This window comes from Pseudomonas sp. Irchel 3H3, assembly GCF_900187635.1.
GTDB lineage: Bacteria > Pseudomonadota > Gammaproteobacteria > Pseudomonadales > Pseudomonadaceae > Aquipseudomonas.
In genome coordinates this window covers 582377-599503 of the sequence record NZ_FYEC01000001.1, presented here as the reverse complement: position 1 = coordinate 599503, position 17127 = coordinate 582377, and the positions used below count along the sequence as shown (strand labels likewise).

Sequence of the window (17127 nt, the reverse complement as noted above, 5' to 3'; positions counted from 1 at the left end):
CGGCGACAAAATCGATTAGCAATAAGCCCAAGATTTTTTCGACCTAAGCGCCTTGAACCCCGCAATTGCCGCGACACTATGCCGCGGCGCTCCCCGCAAAAAATCGCGAAAAAACGGCTCAGTGAGCCTCATCCCAGTTGTTGCCAACGCCGACTTCCACCAAAAGTGGCACATCTAGGGTGGCCGCAGCGCTCATGTGCTGGCGAATTTCTTCGCGCACTTGATCGACCAGGTCCTCGCGAACTTCCAGCACCAGTTCATCGTGTACCTGCAGGATCACCCGGGCGTCCAGCCCAGAACTCTCCAGCCAATTATCCACAGCCACCATGGCCTTCTTGATGATGTCCGCCGCCGTACCTTGCATTGGTGCGTTGATCGCGGTGCGTTCGGCGCCGGCGCGCTCCTGCGGCTTATTGGAGTTGATCTCCGGCAGGTACAGCCGGCGACCGAACAGAGTCTCGACATAACCCTGTTCCGCCGCCTGGGCGCGGGTGCGATCCATGTATTCACGCACGCCCGGGTAGCGTGCGAAATAGGTGTCGATATAAGCCTTGGCGGTCTTGGTGTCGACGCCGATGTCCTTGCCCAGCTTCTGTGCCCCCATGCCGTAGATCAGGCCGAAGTTGATGGCCTTGGCGCCGCGGCGCTGCTCGGTGGTGACATCCGCCAGCTCCACCCGGAACACTTCCGCAGCCGTGGCGGTGTGCACGTCCAGGTTGTTGCGAAAGGCATTGAGCAGGCCTTCATCGCGGGACAGGTGGGCCATGATCCGCAGCTCGATCTGCGAATAGTCCGCCGCCAGCAGTTTGTAGCCGCTCGGCGCAATGAAGGCCTGACGGATGCGCCGGCCTTCGGCGGTGCGCACCGGGATGTTCTGCAGGTTCGGATCACTGGAGGACAGCCGCCCGGTAGATGCCACCGCCTGGTGATAGGAGGTGTGGATACGGCCGGTACGGGGGTTGATCTGCTCAGGCAGTCGGTCGGTGTAGGTACTTTTGAGCTTGCTCATCGAGCGGTACTGCATCAGTACCTTGGGCAGTTGGTAGTCCTCTTCCGCGAGCTTGGCCAGTACCTCTTCGGCGGTGGACGGCTGGCCCTTGGCAGTCTTCTTCAACACCGGGTAGCCGAGTTTTTCGTAAAGAATCACTCCAAGCTGCTTGGGAGAGCCGAGGTTGAATTCCTCACCGGCAATCTCGAAGGCTTCACGCTCCAGCGCCACCAGCTTGTTGCCCAACTCGACGCTCTGTTCACCCAGCAGCTTGTCATCCACCAGCGCGCCCTGACGCTCGATCCGCGCCAGCACGGGCACCAACGGCATCTCGATATCGCTCAGGACACTGGCCAGGCTCGGGATGGCCGCCAGTTTTTCGTGCAGGGTCTGGTGCAGACGCAAGGTCACGTCGGCATCTTCAGCGGCATAAGGACCAGCCTGTTCCAAGGCGATCTGATCGAAGGTCAGTTGCTTGACGCCCTTGCCGGCGATGTCCTGGAAGCTGACGGTGGTGTGATCCAGGTACTTCTGCGCCAGGCTGTCCATGTCATGGCGGGTGGCTACGGAGTTGAGTACGTAGGACTCAAGCATGGTGTCGAAGGCAATTCCACGCACGGTGATACCACACGCGTGATCGCCACCGATGGCGCAGTTGGCCAGGATATTCATGTCGAATTTGGCGTGCTGGCCGACCTTGAGCTTTGCAGGGTCTTCGAGCAGCGGCTTGAGCGCGCGCAAGACCGTGTCGCGGTCCAACTGTTCCGGCACGCCGATGTAGGAATGAGTCAGCGGGATGTATGCCGCTTCGTTGGCCTGCACCGCAAAGGACAGACCCACCAATTGCGCCTGCTGGGCGTCAATGCCGGTGGTCTCGGTATCGAAGGCGAACAGCTTGGCGTTGCTGAGTTTCTGCAGCCAGACCTCAAAACGCGCCTGATCGAGGATGGTTTCGTACTGCGCCTCAGCCGCCACGGGCTCTGCAACGGCTACGTCGGTCTCGACCGCGCTCAGCAGATCGGTCACAGGCTCGGGTTGGGCCGCTGCCGCCAGCTCGACGCGCTTGGCATCGCGCTGCAACTCGTCGGACCAGCTCTTGAACTCGAGCAGGGCATACAGCTCGGCCAGTTTGTCGCGGTCCGGCTCGCGCAGGTGCAGGTCATCCAGGCCCACGTCCAGCGGTACGTCGACCTTGATGGTCGCCAGCTGGTAGGACAGGAACGCCATTTCCCGGTGCTCTTCGAGCTTGGCCGGCAGTGTCTTGGCGCCACGAATCGGCAGGCTCGGGACCATATCGAGCTGCGCATAGAGTTCGGTCAGACCGCCGTTCACCCCAACCAACAGGCCGGATGCGGTCTTGGGTCCAATCCCCGGAACCCCGGGAATGTTGTCGGAGGAGTCGCCCATCAGCGCCAGGTAGTCGATGATCTGCTCGGGAGCGACACCGAATTTCTCCTTCACGCCAGCCACGTCCATCGAACTACCGGTCATGGTATTGACCAAGGTAATGTGCCCGTCGACCAGTTGCGCCATGTCCTTGTCGCCAGTGGAAATCACCACCGGGCGGTCAGCGGCCGCGCTGCTGCGGGCCAGCGTACCGATCACATCGTCCGCCTCGACGCCTTCGACGCACAGCAGCGGGAAGCCGAGGGCGATCACGCTGGCGTGCAGGGGCTCGATCTGGACGCGCATGTCGTCAGGCATGCTCGGTCGGTTGGCCTTGTATTCGGCGTACATGTCGTCGCGAAAGGTCCCACCCTTGGCGTCGAACACGACGGCGAACGGGCTGTCCGGGTACTGCTTGCGCAGACTCTTGAGCATGTTCAGCACGCCCTTGACCGCTCCGGTCGGCAGGCCTTTGGAAGTGGTCAAAGGTGGCAGCGCGTGAAAGGCGCGGTACAGGTATGAAGAACCGTCCACCAGGACGAGGGGGGCTTGGCTCATGAGCAGGATCAACCTTTTCGGCGGGTCCGGCGCTAGAATAGCGGGACCGTTGACGACAAAGGGACAAGGTTATCATGCGCACACTCAATCGCCTGTTGCTGGCTGGCTTGTTTAGCTTCATTCCATTGGCTGCCATGGCGGCGGACGATGCACCGACTGCGGATCCGGAAGTCACCATCCGTACCGAAGGCGACAAGACCATCCAGGAGTACCGCCAGAACGGTTTCCTGTATGCGATCAAGGTCACCCCCAAGGGTGGCAAGCCGTACTTCCTGGTGCGCTCGGACGGTACGGATGCCAACTTTATTCGCTCGGATCAGCCCGATATGCTGATCCCGGCGTGGAAGATCTTTGAGTGGAAGTAGTTTCTTAACTTTAATCGGCGCTGGCTTGATCGCCGCGCCCGAACTGAGCAGTTTTTAACCATGTCTGTGTTCACCCCCCTGGCTCGGCCCGAGCTGGAAACCTTTCTCGCCCCTTATGGGCTTGGCCGCCTGCTTGATTTCCAGGGGATTGCCGCTGGTAGCGAAAACACCAATTTTTTCATCAGCCTGGAACAGGGCGAGTTCGTCCTGACCCTGGTCGAGCGCGGCCCAGTGCAGGAAATGCCGTTCTTCATCGAACTGCTGGACGTCCTGCACAACGCCAACCTGCCGGTGCCCTACGCCCTGCGCACCACCGACGGCGTCGCCTTGCGCGAGCTGGCCGGCAAACCTGCGCTGTTGCAGCCGCGGCTGGCGGGCAAGCACATCAAGGTGGCCAACGCGCAGCACTGCGCGCAAGTCGGCGAGTTGCTGGCGCACCTGCACCTGGCGACCAAGGACCAGATGATCAAGCGCAAGACCGATCGCGGCCTGGACTGGATGCTCGATGAAGGCACGCAGTTGCTCTCGCACTTGGGCGACGAGTCGCGCCAACTGCTGCAACGCGCCCTGGACGAGATCAACGAGCAGAAGGTGAAGATTCTCGCCCTGCCACGGGCCAACATCCACGCCGACCTGTTCCGCGACAATGCGATGTTCGAAGGCACTCACCTGACCGGGCTGATCGACTTCTACAACGCCTGTTCCGGCCCGATGCTCTATGACGTGGCCATCGCCCTGAACGACTGGTGCTCGGACGACGATGGCCTGATCGACGGCCCACGCGCACGGGCCCTGCTCGGGGCCTACGCGGCGCTGCGCCCGTTCAGCGCTGCCGAGGCCGAACTGTGGCCGACCCTGCTGCGCGTGGCCTGCGTGCGGTTCTGGCTGTCACGCCTGATCGCTGCCGAATCCTTTGCCGGGCAAGACGTGCTGATTCACGATCCGATGGAATTCGAGCAGCGTCTGGCCCAGCGCCAGCAGGTCAGTACGCCGTTGCCGTTCGCGCTTTAAAAGCTTCGCGGGAGCAGGGCTCGCCCGCGATAGGACCACCACATATCTCGGCGCTTACAGCGACTCCAGACACCCTGCCAGGTCATTGCCCAGCTTATCCAACACCTGCTCATAACCCTGGGCAGTTGCTGGCGTATAGCCGCCGAGCGCATCCAGCTCGGCCAGCTTCACCGGCAAACCGGCCACCAGGGTCTCCGCTAGACGAGGGCGCAGTGGCGGTTCGCTGAACACGCAGGTCTTGCCGACGGTCTGCAGGCGCGCACGCATCGCCGCCACATGCTGGGCACCCGGCTGCACTTCGGCGGCCACGCTGAACACACCCGCATGCTTGAGACCGTAGGCCTCTTCGAAATAGTCGAACGCTTCGTGGAACACGAAGTAAGGCTTGCCTTCGACCACCGCCAGGCGTGCTTTCAAACGCAGGTCCAGCGCATCGAGACGCTCATCGAAAGCCTTCAGGTTGCTTTGATAACGCGGAGCATTGGCCGGATCGGTAGCGCTCAGGTCAGTAGCGATTTTCGCCGCAATCACCCGCGCATTCGCCGGCGATAGCCACAGATGGGCATCGAGACTGCCGGGGCGATGATCGTGATCGTGCTCGTCGGCCTCTTCGGCGTGGGAGTGATTGTCCTCGGCAAAATGGCGCAGCTTCAGGCCCGGCAGCCCCTGCAGGGCCACCGATGGCAAGTTGCGCCCCTTGAGGACTCGGGGCAGGAAACCTTCCATGTCGGGGCCGATCCAGTACAGCAGGTCTGCCGACTGCACGCGCCGTACGTCGGAAGGTCGCAAGGCGTAGTTATGGGGTGAAGCGCCCGGCGGCAACAGGACTTCCGGCACACCGAGGCCGTCCTGCACCGCAGCAGCTATCAGCTGTACCGGCTTGATACTGGTCAGGACCCTGACTTCGGCGTGAGCGGCGTTGATCGTGAAGAAACTGGCAGCAAATGTGACAAGGATGGCAAAAAGTCTGGACACGATGACCACTCAAAGAGGCGAGAACGGGTAATATAATAACGTCTCTCACAAAATTCGTCGCCGCTCATGCCTAAAACACCGCTTGCCAGTCGTCCCCACGACCACTCCCATTGCGTGCACACCGCGCTGTCCGAGGCTGATGCGATCTGCGCACGCCAAGGCTTGCGCCTGACTGCATTGCGCCGTCGGGTGCTGGAGCTGGTGTGGCAGAGCCACAAGCCGCTGGGCGCCTACGACATCCTGGCAGTGCTCAGTGAGCAGGACGGCCGTCGCGCCGCGCCGCCCACCGTGTACCGCGCCCTGGACTTCCTGCTGGACAACGGCCTGGTGCATCGCATCTCGTCGCTCAACGCCTTCGTTGGCTGCAACCACCCAGGGCACGCCCACCAGGGCCAGTTCCTGATCTGCCGGGAATGCCACGCGGCTATCGAGCTGGAACAGAAAACCATCAGCGACAGCATCATCCACAGCGCCGGCGAAGTTGGCTTTGTGGTCGAAGGCCAGACGGTCGAAGTGGTCGGGCTCTGTTCGGGCTGCCAGGGGGCTTGATGAGCACTGCGTTGATTCGCCTGGAACAGGTGACGGTGACCTTTGCCGGGCAAAACGTACTGGACAACATCCAGCTCAGCGTCGAGCCAGGGCAGATCGTCACCCTGATCGGCCCCAACGGTGCCGGCAAAACTACCCTGGTGCGCGCCGTGCTCGGCCTGCTCAAGCCCGACAGCGGCAGTGTGTGGCGCAAGCCGAAGCTGCGGGTCGGCTACATGCCGCAAAAACTCCACGTCGACCCCACCCTGCCGCTGTCGGTACTGCGCTTTTTGCGCCTGGTGCCCGGCGTGGACCGGGCACGAGCCCTGGCCGCACTCAAGGAAGTCGGTGCCGAACAGGTGATCGACAGCCCGGTGCAGAGCGTCTCCGGCGGTGAAATGCAGCGCGTGCTGCTGGCCCGGGCGCTGCTGCGCGAGCCGCAACTACTGGTGCTCGACGAGCCGGTCCAGGGTGTCGATGTCGCCGGGCAGGCCGAGCTGTACAGCTTGATCACCCGCCTGCGCGACCGTCACGGCTGCGGCGTGCTGATGGTCTCCCACGACCTGCACCTGGTGATGAGCACCACCGACCAGGTGGTCTGCCTCAATCGCCATGTCTGCTGCTCCGGCCACCCGGAGCAGGTCAGCGGCGACCCGGCCTTTGTCGAGCTGTTCGGCAAGAACGCGCAAAGCCTGGCGATCTATCACCACCATCACGATCATGCCCACGACCTGCACGGCTCGGTCGTCAGCGCGGCGCCCGCCGCTCAAACCCACGTTCACGGAGATGGCTGCAAGCATGGCTGATTTTCTGTTGTATGCCCTGCTCGCAGGCCTGGCCCTGGCCGTCGTGGCTGGCCCTCTGGGATCGTTCGTGGTCTGGCGGCGCATGGCCTATTTTGGCGACACCCTGTCCCACGCGGCCTTGCTTGGCGTGGCCCTGGGCTTCTTGCTGGATGTCAGCCCGACCATCGCCGTCACCGTCGGCTGCCTGTTGCTGGCCGTGCTGCTGGTGACCCTGCAACAGCGTCAACCACTGGCCTCAGACACCCTGCTAGGGATTCTTGCACCCAGCACCCTCTCTCTGGGCCTGGTGGTACTAAGCTTCATGCATGAAGTGCGGATCGACCTGATGGCCTATCTGTTCGGCGACCTGCTGGCGATCAGCCCCGGCGACCTGGCCTGGATCCTCGGCGGCAGTACGGCTGTCCTGCTGTTGCTGGTGGCGCTGTGGCGGCCATTGCTGGCCATTACCGTGCACGAAGAGCTGGCCATGGTCGAAGGCCTGCCCGTGGCGGCGCTGCGCCTGACCTTGATGCTGTTGATTGCGGTCGTGATCGCGGTGGCGATGAAAATCGTCGGGGTGTTGCTGATCACCTCATTGCTGATCATTCCGGCGGCTGCGGCACAACGCCACGCTCGCTCGCCCGAGCAAATGGCCTTGGGTGCAAGCTTGCTGGGTATACTCGCGGTCTGCGGTGGCCTGGCGCTGTCGTGGTTCAAGGACACGCCGGCCGGCCCCTCGATTGTGGTCGTTGCCGCCGCGCTGTTTCTGCTGAGTTTTGTCCTGCCCCGCCGAGGGGTGTAGACTTGCTCGTTTTTTGCGCAATCAGAGAGTCGCAGGAATGAAGCCGTTCGCCTCCCGTTATCTGCTCCTTGCTGCATTTTTGCTGCTGGGCGCCTGCCAAAGCACACCGCCAGCGCCCGAGATCCCGGACGCGCGGGCGACGGCCATCGCCCAGCTGGAGCAAAGCCTGGCCAGCAATGAGCTGGCCACCGCCGAAGATCAACTGGCGACCCTGCAGGCGCAATCGCCCAACGACCAGTCCCTGGAGCAATACCAGCGCCAACTGGCCGAAGCCTATTTGCAGCGCAGCCAGATCGTCCTGCAAAAAGGTGACGTCAACGCCGCAGCCACTGCCCTTAGCCGCGCACGGGTGCTGATGCCCAAGGCGCCGGCACTGACCGGCGGCGTCAACGGTGCCATCACCGAGGCCCGTAAAGCCGAGCTGGAAAAAGCCGAGGCCGCCCTCTTGGCTGCCGCTGCCAAACCCCAGGCCAAGGTCATCGACCCGACCGCCGAAAGTACCACCGTGGCACTGAACATCACCGATAGTCGGCAACTTCGGCGCCAACTGGATGCGATTGCCGCCGATGTAGTGAATTACCTGTGTGACGTCAGCATCCAGGCACCCCGCACCCAGGATTACCCGTGGCTGGCGACCTTGCTGAGCAAGCGGGTAAAGAAACTCGACCCCGATTTTGACCTGAAGATCGAGCGGCAGATCCTGCGCCACATTCCGGCGCAAATGGTCTTGGCACCGCGCAAGGATTGATAAGCGCTGTTCGCTGGCGAGCCACAAAGCGGGCGCCAGCGAAAGCGCTCTTTTTGCCTACGCCGGCACCGCCTTGGCCTTCGCCTCACGATCCCACACCCGATGCTGCCCGATCGCGGCAAAGAACCCCTTGGTCAACGTGGCACCCGCGCCCACCAACAGCCCGGCATCGGCTTGCAGCTTCAACACATCGAGCAATTGTTTGGCCTCGCCCTGCAGCGCGATCGCCTTGAGGTGCTTGTACGCCTCCAACAGGTAGTGCAGCGCCACGCCATCGGTACTCAACGCCTTGATTGACGCAGCGCCACCCGGCACGAACACCGCATCGAAAGCCACCGACGGCAACCCTTCCATGGACCCATCCACCGGCAGGCTTTTACCATCTGCGGTTTTCACTGGCGCCGACGTCGGCCCCAACAGCTTGGCATGTGCGCCTTCTGTCTCCAGGGCTTTTTTCATGGCATTGATCGCCGCGCCATCGACGCCGTTGGCCGCCAGGATCGCGACTTTGCGGGTCTTGATGTTTTCCGGCAGCAAATTGGCCTGACTGAGCGCAGGAGAGCGCTCCAGCACGGTTTTGCGCACTTGCACGGTGCCCGCCTTGGGTGCCGGCAGGCCGAGGTTCTGCGCTACACGCCCGGCCAGATCCAGGTCGATGTTGGCAAGGATTTCATTGACCTGCCGCGCCCGGATGAATTCACGCTCGACCTTGCCCAGCTCGAAGCTGTAGGCCGCGATGATGTGCTCCTGCTCGTGCTTGCTCATGCTGTGGAAGAACAGCCGCGCCTGGGAGAAGTGATCACTGAAGGATTCGCTGCGCTGGCGGATCTTGTTGGCGTCGATGCGCTCGGGATAGCTCTCGAAGCCGCCATCAACGGCCGCCGGAGGGGTTTCTTTCGGCCAGCCGCCATCGATGGAGTTCGGCTCATAGGCTGCGCGCCCCTTATCGATGGTGGTGCGGTGCAACGCATCACGTTGGCCGTTGTGGAACGGCGCGATAGGGCGATTGATGGGTATCTCGTGAAAATTCGGTCCGCCGAGTCGGCTGATCTGCGTGTCGGTGTAGGAAAATAGCCGGCCTTGCAGCAGCGGGTCATTGGAGAAATCGATCCCCGGCACGATATGCCCAGGACAGAACGCCACCTGCTCGGTTTCGGCGAAAAAGTTGTCCGGGTTACGGTTGAGCACCATTTTGCCCAGCGGAGTGATCGGCACCAACTCCTCGGGAATCAACTTGGTGGGGTCGAGGATGTCGAAATCGAAGGCATGCTCGTTTTCCTCCTCGATGACTTGAACCCCCAGCTCCCACTCGGGATAGTCGCCCATCTCGATCGCGTCCCACAGGTCGCGGCGATGATAGTCGGTATCTTTGCCCGCAAGCTTCTGGGCTTCATCCCACACCAGCGAGCAGGTGCCTGCAGTAGGGCGCCAGTGGAACTTTACAAAACGCGACTTACCGGCCGCATTGATCAAGCGGAAGGTGTGGACACCAAAGCCCTGCATGCTACGCAGGCTTTTGGGAATCGCCCGATCGGACATGGCCCAGATCACCATGTGCGCCGACTCTGGCTGCAGTGACACAAAATCCCAGAACGTATCGTGCGCCGAACCACCGGTAGGTATTTCATTGTGGGGTTCGGGTTTTACGGCGTGGACGAAGTCAGGAAACTTGATGGCATCCTGGATGAAAAATACCGGCATGTTGTTGCCAACCAGGTCGAAGTTGCCTTGCTCGGTGAAGAACTTCACGGCGAACCCACGCACATCTCGCACGGTATCACCGGAGCCACGCGGGCCTTGTACCGTGGAAAACCGCACGAACACCGGTGTTTTATGCCCGGGGTCCTGTAGGAAACCGGCCTTGGTCAACTCGGCGTGGTTCTCGTAACTCTGAAAGAAGCCATGCGCCCCGGTGCCCCGGGCATGCACGATGCGCTCGGGAATCCGCTCATGGTCAAAATGGGTGATCTTTTCCCGCATTATGAAGTCTTCGAGCAGCGAAGGCCCGCGCGCGCCAGCCTTCAAGCTATTCTGGTTATCGGCGACCTTTACCCCCTGATTGGTGCGCAACGCTTGTTCGCTGGCGTCCGAACGAAAGGTTTCCAGGCTTTGCAGCTTGGCGTTGCTGTTGGCGCGGTCCGGGGTATCGGTGCCGGCCAGTTGGCTCTTGCCGGCGTCAGGTTTTTTGGTACTCATCAGTGCTGAACTCCTCGATGGGGATTCGCGCGTACGGCGAGATCCATGAGCTAAGTCCCCAGGCACGGTCCCGGGTGTTTTTCAGTGCTGAAGTAGTGACTGACGTGGAGTGGGGCCGTTCCTTTTTTATGACCTTTGATCGCGTTATTGCCAAATGAAAGGATGAATACGAAATAAATGCTAAGAACCTCTATACGGACAGGCTAAAATGCGCGCCCGGCTAACCGCTGATCCTTTTCTAACGCGCCCCACAAGGTTCGCTACGTGATCGAGTTTCAAAACGTCCATAAAACCTACCGCGTTGCCGGTAGGGATATTCCTGCCCTGCACCCGACCAGTCTGACGATTGAGAACGGCCAGGTGTTTGGCCTGATCGGCCATTCCGGCGCAGGAAAAAGTACCCTGCTGCGCCTGATCAACCGCCTGGAAGACTCCAGCGGCGGCAAGATCATCGTCGATGGCGAGGAAGTCACTGCGCTGGACGCCAATGCGCTGCGCCGTTTCCGCCAGCAAGTCGGGATGATCTTCCAGCACTTCAACCTGCTGGCCTCCAAGACCGTGGCCGACAACGTGGCGCTGCCGCTGACGCTCGCCGGTGAACTGTCGCGCGCCGACATCGACCGGCGCGTGGCCGAGTTGCTGGCCCGGGTGGGCCTGTCCGACCATGCCAAGAAATACCCGGCGCAGCTGTCAGGTGGCCAGAAGCAGCGCGTAGGCATCGCCCGCGCCCTGGCAACCAAGCCGAAGATCCTGCTGTGCGACGAAGCCACCAGTGCCCTGGACCCGCAAACCACGGCGTCGGTCCTGCAACTGCTGGCCGAGATCAACCGCGAGCTGAAACTGACCATCGTGCTGATCACTCATGAAATGGACGTGATTCGCCGGGTCTGCGACCAGGTGGCCGTGATGGACGCAGGCGTGATCGTCGAGCAAGGTCCGGTGGCCCAGGTATTCCTGCACCCCAAGCACCCGACCACCAAGCGCTTCGTCCAGGAAGACGAGCAAGTCGATGAAAGCGAACAACGCGATGACTTCGCCCACGTACCGGGCCGTATCGTGCGCCTGACCTTCCAGGGCGATGCCACCTACGCGCCTCTGCTGGGCACTGTGGCCCGCGAAACGGGGGTGGACTACAGCATCCTCGCCGGCCGCATCGACCGCATCAAAGACGTCCCTTACGGGCAACTGACCCTGGCCATCACTGGCGGTGACATGGAAGCGGCCTTTGCCCACTTCACCGCAGCCGATGTCCACATGGAGGTGCTGCGCTAATGGAACTGCTGACAAGTTTCTTCGCCAATATCGACTGGTATGAAATCTGGCTGGCCACCGGCGACACCCTGCTGATGCTTGGTGGCTCGCTGCTGTTCACCGTCTTGCTGGGCCTGCCCCTGGGCGTGCTGTTGTTCCTGTGCAGCCCGCGCCAGTTGCTCGAGGCCAAGGGCGTCTACGCGCTGCTGTCGCTGATCGTCAACATCCTGCGCTCGCTGCCGTTCATCATTCTGCTGATTGTGATGATCCCGTTCACCGTATTGATTACCGGCACTTCGCTGGGTGTCGGCGGTGCGATCCCGCCGCTGGTGGTAGGGGCTACGCCATTCTTTGCGCGCCTGGTGGAAACCGCCCTGCGTGAAGTTGATCGCGGCATCATCGAAGCCACCCAGGCGATGGGCGCCAGCACCCGCCAGATCATCACCAATGCCTTGCTGCCGGAAGCGCGCCCAGGCATCTTTGCTGCAATCACGGTGACCGCCATCACACTGGTGTCCTACACGGCGATGGCCGGTGTGGTCGGCGCCGGTGGCCTGGGTGACCTGGCGATCCGCTTCGGTTACCAGCGCTTCCAGACGGACGTGATGGTAGTGACCGTGGTGTTGCTGCTGGTGCTGGTCCAGGTACTGCAAACCGTCGGCGATAAGCTGGTGGTGCACTTTTCCCGAAAATAAATGCAATCGCCGGCATCATGCTGGCAGGCGCCCGAAAGGGCGCTTCACAAGGAGTTTGCCGGATGAAAAAACTACTCGTCGCGTTCGCCGCCGTTGCCGCGTTCTCTGCCCAAGCCGCCGAAACCCTGACCGTGGCCGCCAGCCCGGTGCCGCATGCGGAAATCCTTGAGTTCGTGAAGCCGGCCCTGGCCAAGGAAGGCGTGGACTTGAAGGTCAAGGTCTTCACCGACTACGTGCAACCCAACGTACAGGTTGCGGAAAAACGCCTGGACGCCAACTTCTTCCAGCACCAGCCGTACCTCAATGAGTTCAACAAGGCCAAGGGTACTCACCTGGTGAGCGTGGCGGGCGTGCACATCGAGCCGCTGGGCGCTTACTCCAGCAAGTTCAAGGCCCTGGCCGACCTGCCTGGCGGCGCCACCGTGGTGATCCCGAACGACGCCACCAACGGCGGCCGCGCGCTGCTGCTGCTGGACAAGGCCGGCCTGATCAAGCTCAAGGACTCGACCAACATCCTGTCGACCGTCAAGGATATCGCCGAGAACAGCAAGGGCCTGAAATTCCGTGAGCTGGAAGCGGCGACCATCCCGCGCGTGCTGACCCAGGTCGACCTGGCACTGATCAACACCAACTACGCCCTGGAAGCCAAGCTGGACCCGTCCAAGGACGCGCTGACCATCGAAGGCAAGGACTCGCCTTACGTGAACATCCTGGTAGCGCGTGAAGACGACAAGAACAGCGATGCCATGAAAAAGCTGGTAGCGGCCCTGCACACTCCAGAAGTGAAAGCCTTCATCCTGGAGAAGTACAAAGGCGCGGTACTGCCGGCGTTCTGATCTGACGGAATACGCGGCAAAACAAAAGGGGCGCATTGATTGCGCCCCTTTTTTGTGCCCAAAACACCAGCCCTTGTGGGGGCGGGTGTCATTGCCGGCTGAGCATCACCGGCAGCTGCGCCACCAGCTTCGCGTTGTTCAGCGGCGCGCGGATGAAGCCACGCTGGGTGCCGTCCGGGCCGATGACGGCAAGGTTGCCGCTGTGGTCGACGGTGTAGTTGGGCTTGCTGGTGTCCGCCGGGATGAACGGGATGCTCACCGCGTTGGCGACTTTTTGCAGCTCCTCGACCGAAGTCGGGGTCAGGCCGATGAATTGCGGATCGAAGTAGCCCAGGTACTGCTTGAGCTGCTGGGGAGTATCGCGATGAGGGTCGACGCTGACCAGGATGATCTGCAACTTGTCGACCGCATCGGCCGGCAGCTCGCTCTTGATCTGGCGCAACTGGGCCAGGGTGGTCGGGCAGATGTCCGGGCAGAAGGTATAGCCGAAGAACAGCAGGCTCCACTTGCCTTTCAACTCATTGACCATCACCGGCTGGCCATCCTGGTTGGTCATCTGCAGGGCCGGCAAGGTGCGGCTTTGCGGCAGCAGGATGATCCCGGCGTCGATCAGCGCAGTCGGGTCACCCTGGCCTTTGCCAGACAGTACCTTGTTGATGGTCAGCCCCAGGACCAGTGCGATCAGGGCAACAAGGATGAAGACAGTTTTCTGGGTTCGAGTCATAGGTTCAACATTAGGTAATGGTCTACGAGCAGGGCGATAAACAGCAGGAACAAGTAGTAAATAGAGTACTTGAAGGTGTTGATCGCCGCGTGCGGCCGAGTGCCACGGTACAGCACCACGGCCCATTGCAGAAACCTCGCGCCCAGCCCCAGCGCACAGGCCAGGTACAGCAGGCCGCTCATGTGGATCACGTACGGCATCAGGCTCACCGCCAACAGCACGCAGGTGTAGAGCAGGATGTGGACCTTGGTGTAGTGCTCGCCGTGGGTTACCGGCAACATCGGGATATCGGCCTTGGCGTATTCCTCCTTGCGGTGGATCGCCAGCGCCCAGAAGTGCGGCGGGGTCCAGGCGAAGATGATCAGCACCAGCAGCAGGGGCTCTGCGCTGACGTGCCCGGTGGTGGCGACCCAGCCGAGCAAGGGTGGGGCGGCACCGGCCAGGCCGCCGATGACAATGTTCTGCGGCGTCGCACGCTTGAGGAAGCCGGTGTAGATCACCGCATAACCCAGCAAGGATGCGAGGGTCAGCCAGGCCGTCAACGGATTGGTGAACGCCAGCAACAACGCCTGGCCACTCAGCGCCAGCACCAGGGCGAAGGTCAGCGCGGCAGCGGGTGACACCCGGCCTTCCGCCAGCGGCCGCTTATGGGTGCGGGCCATGACCGCGTCGATCCGCCGATCCACCACATGATTGACCGCCGCCGCCCCTCCGGCACACAGGGCAATGCCCAGGTTGCCGAACACCAGCACGGTCCAGGGTACGCCCGCGCGGGTGGCGAGGAACATGCCGACCAGCGAGGTGATCAGCATCAACACCACCACCTTGGGCTTGGTCAGCTCCAGGTAATCGCGCCAAATCGCCTGGCTGGGCCGTTCGCCGATCAGAGTCGCCATGGCATTTCTCCTTTTATTGTTATGGGTCCGGCCGCATGTTTACGGGGGCTGAAGCGCCAGCGTCGCAGCGCCGGCTGCTTGACCCGGACCAGGCTGGTGCGGGCGTGATAGTTGACCAGCACCAGACATAGCAACAATGCCGCGCCACCCGCGTTGTGGGCCACGGCGACCGGCAGGGGCAAATGGAACAGCACGTTGCTGATACCCAGGCTGATTTGCGCTGCCAGGGCCACCAGCACCAGGCCGGCGAGGCGGGTCATGCCGACCCCCTTCAGTTGCCAGGCCAGGCCGAGCAACACCAAGGTCACCAGCAAGGCGCCGACACGGTGGGTCAGGTGGATGGCCGTGCGTGCATCGCTGTCCAGCTGTCCACCCAGGTAATTGGGGCCAATGTGTTGGGTCAGGTGAAAACCGTTGGCAAAATCCGCCGGCGGCAACCACTGGCCATGGCAGGTCGGGAAGTCAATGCACGCCACCGCCGCATAATTGGAGCTGACCCAGCCTCCCAGGGCGATCTGTCCGATCACCAGCAACAAGCCGGCCGTTGCCCAGTACTGCAGGCGACGCGGCACAATCAATGCCGGCAGCACCCCGGACAAGCGCAAGGTCAACAGAAACAGCAGGCTCAAGGTGGCAAACCCGCCGAGCAGATGCCCGGTCACCACCTGTGGCCAGAGCTTGAGCGTCACCGTCCACATGCCGAAGGCGGCCTGGGCAAACACCACTACCAGCAGGAACAACGGCAGCTTCAAGGGTTGGTCGGGATGCCGGCGATGGGTCCAGGCGCGCGCCGCCAACAGCGCGATCAGCAGGCCCAGGGTGCCGGCGAAGTAGCGGTGGATCATCTCGTTCCAGCCCTTGTGGGCTTCCACCGGGGTGTCGGGAAAATGCAGCTCGGCATGGGCCAGTTGGGCTTCGCTTTTCGGCACGCTGATAAAGCCGTAGCACCCCGGCCAGTCCGGGCAGCCCAGGCCAGCGTGGGTCAGCCGGGTGTAGGCACCCAGCAACACGACAATCAGTGCCAGCAAGGTGGCAAACAGCGCGAGGCGAAATCCAGGTTTGGCCATGACGATGCCCTTATCCGATGTTCGACAGTTTCAGCAGATGGCGCAGGTCGTTGAGCAGGTCCTTGCCTTTGACAGTGGGGCCATAACGCAGCACCAGGTTGCCGTGGGGATCGATGATCCACAGCTGCGGTGCAGCCTGATCCCCGGTGGTTTTACTGAACGTGGTCAGGTCCATGGGATAGCGCTGTAGCTGCGGGTATTCGCGGGTCAGCTTGGCTTCGTAGTCGCCGCTCAAAGGTTGTGCGGCAGCCAATGCATGGCTGGCGCGGGAAGCATCGCGGCCGAGGCCGATCTGGATCTGGCGCGCCAGATACACCAGTTGCTGGCAGTCCACCGAACACGCCTTGGGCGCCGTCACCAGCACCTGCCAGCGGTCGTCCTGGGCCTGCACGCCGAGATCGGCGCGGGTCTGTCCGTTGCCGATCAGTTCACCGTGGTAACTGCGACCCTCCGGCACCCAGAACTGCAATTTGTACATGCCGGTGGCGAGGACCATCGGACCGATCACCCCCAACAGGATAAGCAGCAACTGCACGCGCCCCTTGCGCCGACTCGATGAGGATTTCGCCTCAGACATGCTGGGTGGATTCATGGCCGCTCCCATGGTGTTTCTCCTTTGCGTTGTGCCAACCGAGATAGAGATAAAGGCCCAGCAGGGCGATCGCCATGGCGAACCACTGCACGGCATAAGCCAGGTGTTTTTCCGGCCCCATGGCCACCACCGGCCAATCAGCCTGGTAGGCCGCCGGGCCGCTTTCGGTGCGTAATTCGTAGGCGAAACCTTCACGACCCAGCGTCGCCCAAAGTTTGCCCGGCTCGACTGCGGTGACCAGTTGTGGCCAGGTCGCGGACTTCGGGTCGGCGTGCAGCTGGAAGGTCGCGCCCGGAGCGACATACACCCAGGCGTCGAGGCTCTGCACCGCCTGCGGCGTGGTGAATTGCGGTGGTGCGCGCCGGTCCGGCCATGGCAGCCAGCCACGATTGACCAGCAGCCAGAGTCCCGTCGCCTGATCCTGGAACGGTTGCAGCAACTCGACACCAACCTTGCCATCGCGCTGCCGGTTATCGAGCAGCAGACTGTGCCCGGCATCGAACTGGCCATGCAGACGCACTCGGCGAAAGGCTGGATCCTCGGTGTGCTGCAGCTCGGCGCTGGCCATCGGCTCGGCGACCCGACGCTCAGCGTAGCTGTGCAGCAGCGCGCTTTTTTCCGCGCCCCGACTCAGTTGCCAGAACCCCAGCGACACCAGTAGCGGCAGCAACAGTGCCACCACCAGCGTCGGCACGAGGCCCGGCCGGAAACGCTTCATGGCAGC

At 62.2% G+C, this 17127-nt stretch carries 17 protein-coding genes; 9 read left to right on the top strand and 8 right to left on the bottom strand.

All coding sequences use genetic code 11. The features are described from left to right. Positions 1 to 118 precede the first annotated feature (118 nt). A complete protein-coding gene (polA, locus tag CKW24_RS02815; protein WP_095165146.1) occupies positions 119 to 2932 on the bottom strand; it encodes a DNA polymerase I in 2814 nt (937 codons plus the stop codon). 74 nt (positions 2933 to 3006) lie between these two features. Here polA and CKW24_RS02810 point away from each other — a divergent pair, with 74 nt between their 5' ends. Both CKW24_RS02810 and CKW24_RS02805 read left to right on the top strand, forming a co-directional pair. Beyond that, on the top strand, positions 3007 to 3297 hold the full coding sequence (locus tag CKW24_RS02810) for a DUF2782 domain-containing protein (protein ID WP_095165145.1): 291 nt from the start codon (positions 3007 to 3009) through the stop codon (positions 3295 to 3297). 60 nt (positions 3298 to 3357) lie between these two features. Beyond that, the gene (locus tag CKW24_RS02805) at positions 3358 to 4308 is read left to right on the top strand and encodes a homoserine kinase (RefSeq protein WP_095165144.1); all 951 of its coding nucleotides are present in this window, start codon (positions 3358 to 3360) and stop codon (positions 4306 to 4308) included. Positions 4309 to 4362: 54 nt separating this feature from the next. Here the strand turns inward: CKW24_RS02805 and CKW24_RS02800 are convergent, their stop codons facing one another. Further along, on the bottom strand, positions 4363 to 5292 hold the full coding sequence (locus tag CKW24_RS02800; RefSeq protein ID WP_095165143.1) for a zinc ABC transporter substrate-binding protein ZnuA: 930 nt from the start codon (positions 5290 to 5292) through the stop codon (positions 4363 to 4365). Positions 5293 to 5349: 57 nt separating this feature from the next. On the opposite strand from CKW24_RS02800, the gene zur reads away from it, so the two are divergent. The 4 genes from zur to CKW24_RS02780 are packed head-to-tail and all read left to right on the top strand — an operon-like array spanning position 5350 to position 8146. After that, on the top strand, positions 5350 to 5832 hold the full coding sequence (zur, locus tag CKW24_RS02795) for a zinc uptake transcriptional repressor Zur (protein ID WP_095165142.1): 483 nt from the start codon (positions 5350 to 5352) through the stop codon (positions 5830 to 5832). Then, entirely contained in the window at positions 5832 to 6617 is a 786-nt protein-coding gene (gene znuC / locus CKW24_RS02790) for a zinc ABC transporter ATP-binding protein ZnuC (RefSeq protein WP_095165141.1), read from the top strand. Before zur ends, znuC begins: the two co-directional genes overlap by 1 nt. After that, positions 6610 to 7398 carry a zinc ABC transporter permease subunit ZnuB gene (gene znuB, locus CKW24_RS02785; RefSeq protein ID WP_095165140.1) on the top strand — a complete coding sequence of 263 codons (789 nt, stop codon included), beginning with the start codon at positions 6610 to 6612 and terminating at the stop codon, positions 7396 to 7398. The genes znuC and znuB overlap by 8 nt, the downstream gene beginning before the upstream one ends. A 37-nt stretch (positions 7399 to 7435) precedes the next feature. Beyond that, positions 7436 to 8146 (top strand): PA5502 family lipoprotein, encoded by a 711-nt coding sequence (locus CKW24_RS02780; RefSeq protein ID WP_095165139.1) that lies wholly within the window; start codon positions 7436 to 7438, stop codon positions 8144 to 8146. Positions 8147 to 8203: 57 nt separating this feature from the next. Here the strand turns inward: CKW24_RS02780 and katE are convergent, their stop codons facing one another. Next, positions 8204 to 10408 carry a catalase HPII gene (katE, locus tag CKW24_RS02775; protein WP_256585379.1) on the bottom strand — a complete coding sequence of 735 codons (2205 nt, stop codon included), beginning with the start codon at positions 10406 to 10408 and terminating at the stop codon, positions 8204 to 8206. 198 nt (positions 10409 to 10606) lie between these two features. Here katE and CKW24_RS02770 point away from each other — a divergent pair, with 198 nt between their 5' ends. The 3 genes from CKW24_RS02770 to CKW24_RS02760 all read left to right on the top strand — a co-directional run bounded on the left by CKW24_RS02770 (position 10607) and on the right by CKW24_RS02760 (position 13124). Further along, the gene (locus tag CKW24_RS02770; protein WP_095165136.1) at positions 10607 to 11614 is read left to right on the top strand and encodes a methionine ABC transporter ATP-binding protein; all 1008 of its coding nucleotides are present in this window, start codon (positions 10607 to 10609) and stop codon (positions 11612 to 11614) included. Beyond that, the gene (locus tag CKW24_RS02765; protein ID WP_095165135.1) at positions 11614 to 12288 is read left to right on the top strand and encodes a methionine ABC transporter permease; all 675 of its coding nucleotides are present in this window, start codon (positions 11614 to 11616) and stop codon (positions 12286 to 12288) included. The genes CKW24_RS02770 and CKW24_RS02765 overlap by 1 nt, the downstream gene beginning before the upstream one ends. Positions 12289 to 12350: 62 nt before the next feature. Further along, positions 12351 to 13124 (top strand): MetQ/NlpA family ABC transporter substrate-binding protein, encoded by a 774-nt coding sequence (locus CKW24_RS02760; RefSeq protein ID WP_095165134.1) that lies wholly within the window; start codon positions 12351 to 12353, stop codon positions 13122 to 13124. A gap of 88 nt (positions 13125 to 13212) precedes the next feature. Here the strand turns inward: CKW24_RS02760 and CKW24_RS02755 are convergent, their stop codons facing one another. From CKW24_RS02755 to CKW24_RS02735, 5 genes are read right to left on the bottom strand one after another with little or no spacing between them, the layout of a single operon-like run. Next, entirely contained in the window at positions 13213 to 13848 is a 636-nt protein-coding gene (locus CKW24_RS02755) for an SCO family protein (RefSeq protein WP_095165133.1), read from the bottom strand. Then, entirely contained in the window at positions 13845 to 14744 is a 900-nt protein-coding gene (cyoE, locus tag CKW24_RS02750) for a heme o synthase (protein ID WP_095165132.1), read from the bottom strand. Before cyoE ends, CKW24_RS02755 begins: the two co-directional genes overlap by 4 nt. Continuing rightward, on the bottom strand, positions 14732 to 15811 hold the full coding sequence (locus tag CKW24_RS02745) for a heme A synthase (RefSeq protein ID WP_095165130.1): 1080 nt from the start codon (positions 15809 to 15811) through the stop codon (positions 14732 to 14734). The genes cyoE and CKW24_RS02745 overlap by 13 nt, the downstream gene beginning before the upstream one ends. A 10-nt stretch (positions 15812 to 15821) precedes the next feature. After that, the gene (locus CKW24_RS02740; protein ID WP_095165205.1) at positions 15822 to 16415 is read right to left on the bottom strand and encodes a hypothetical protein; all 594 of its coding nucleotides are present in this window, start codon (positions 16413 to 16415) and stop codon (positions 15822 to 15824) included. Then, complete coding sequence (locus CKW24_RS02735) at positions 16381 to 17121, bottom strand: SURF1 family protein (protein WP_095165128.1); 741 nt, start codon at positions 17119 to 17121, stop codon at positions 16381 to 16383. Before CKW24_RS02735 ends, CKW24_RS02740 begins: the two co-directional genes overlap by 35 nt. Between the last annotated feature and the right edge of the window lie 6 nt (positions 17122 to 17127).

Bases quoted from the DNA above. Each gene is read 5' to 3' on its own strand.
- polA (WP_095165146.1), bottom strand. From the start codon at position 2,932: ATGAGCCAAGCCCCCCTCGTCCTGGTGGACGGTTCTTCATACCTGTAC.
- CKW24_RS02810 (WP_095165145.1), top strand. From the start codon at position 3,007: ATGCGCACACTCAATCGCCTGTTGCTGGCTGGCTTGTTTAGCTTCATT.
- CKW24_RS02805 (WP_095165144.1), top strand. From the start codon at position 3,358: ATGTCTGTGTTCACCCCCCTGGCTCGGCCCGAGCTGGAAACCTTTCTC.
- zur (WP_095165142.1), top strand. From the start codon at position 5,350: ATGCCTAAAACACCGCTTGCCAGTCGTCCCCACGACCACTCCCATTGC.
- znuC (WP_095165141.1), top strand. From the start codon at position 5,832: ATGAGCACTGCGTTGATTCGCCTGGAACAGGTGACGGTGACCTTTGCC.
- znuB (WP_095165140.1), top strand. From the start codon at position 6,610: ATGGCTGATTTTCTGTTGTATGCCCTGCTCGCAGGCCTGGCCCTGGCC.
- CKW24_RS02780 (WP_095165139.1), top strand. From the start codon at position 7,436: ATGAAGCCGTTCGCCTCCCGTTATCTGCTCCTTGCTGCATTTTTGCTG.
- CKW24_RS02765 (WP_095165135.1), top strand. From the start codon at position 11,614: ATGGAACTGCTGACAAGTTTCTTCGCCAATATCGACTGGTATGAAATC.
- CKW24_RS02760 (WP_095165134.1), top strand. From the start codon at position 12,351: ATGAAAAAACTACTCGTCGCGTTCGCCGCCGTTGCCGCGTTCTCTGCC.
- CKW24_RS02755 (WP_095165133.1), bottom strand. From the start codon at position 13,848: ATGACTCGAACCCAGAAAACTGTCTTCATCCTTGTTGCCCTGATCGCA.
- cyoE (WP_095165132.1), bottom strand. From the start codon at position 14,744: ATGGCGACTCTGATCGGCGAACGGCCCAGCCAGGCGATTTGGCGCGAT.
- CKW24_RS02745 (WP_095165130.1), bottom strand. From the start codon at position 15,811: ATGGCCAAACCTGGATTTCGCCTCGCGCTGTTTGCCACCTTGCTGGCA.
- CKW24_RS02740 (WP_095165205.1), bottom strand. From the start codon at position 16,415: ATGGGAGCGGCCATGAATCCACCCAGCATGTCTGAGGCGAAATCCTCA.
- CKW24_RS02735 (WP_095165128.1), bottom strand. From the start codon at position 17,121: ATGAAGCGTTTCCGGCCGGGCCTCGTGCCGACGCTGGTGGTGGCACTG.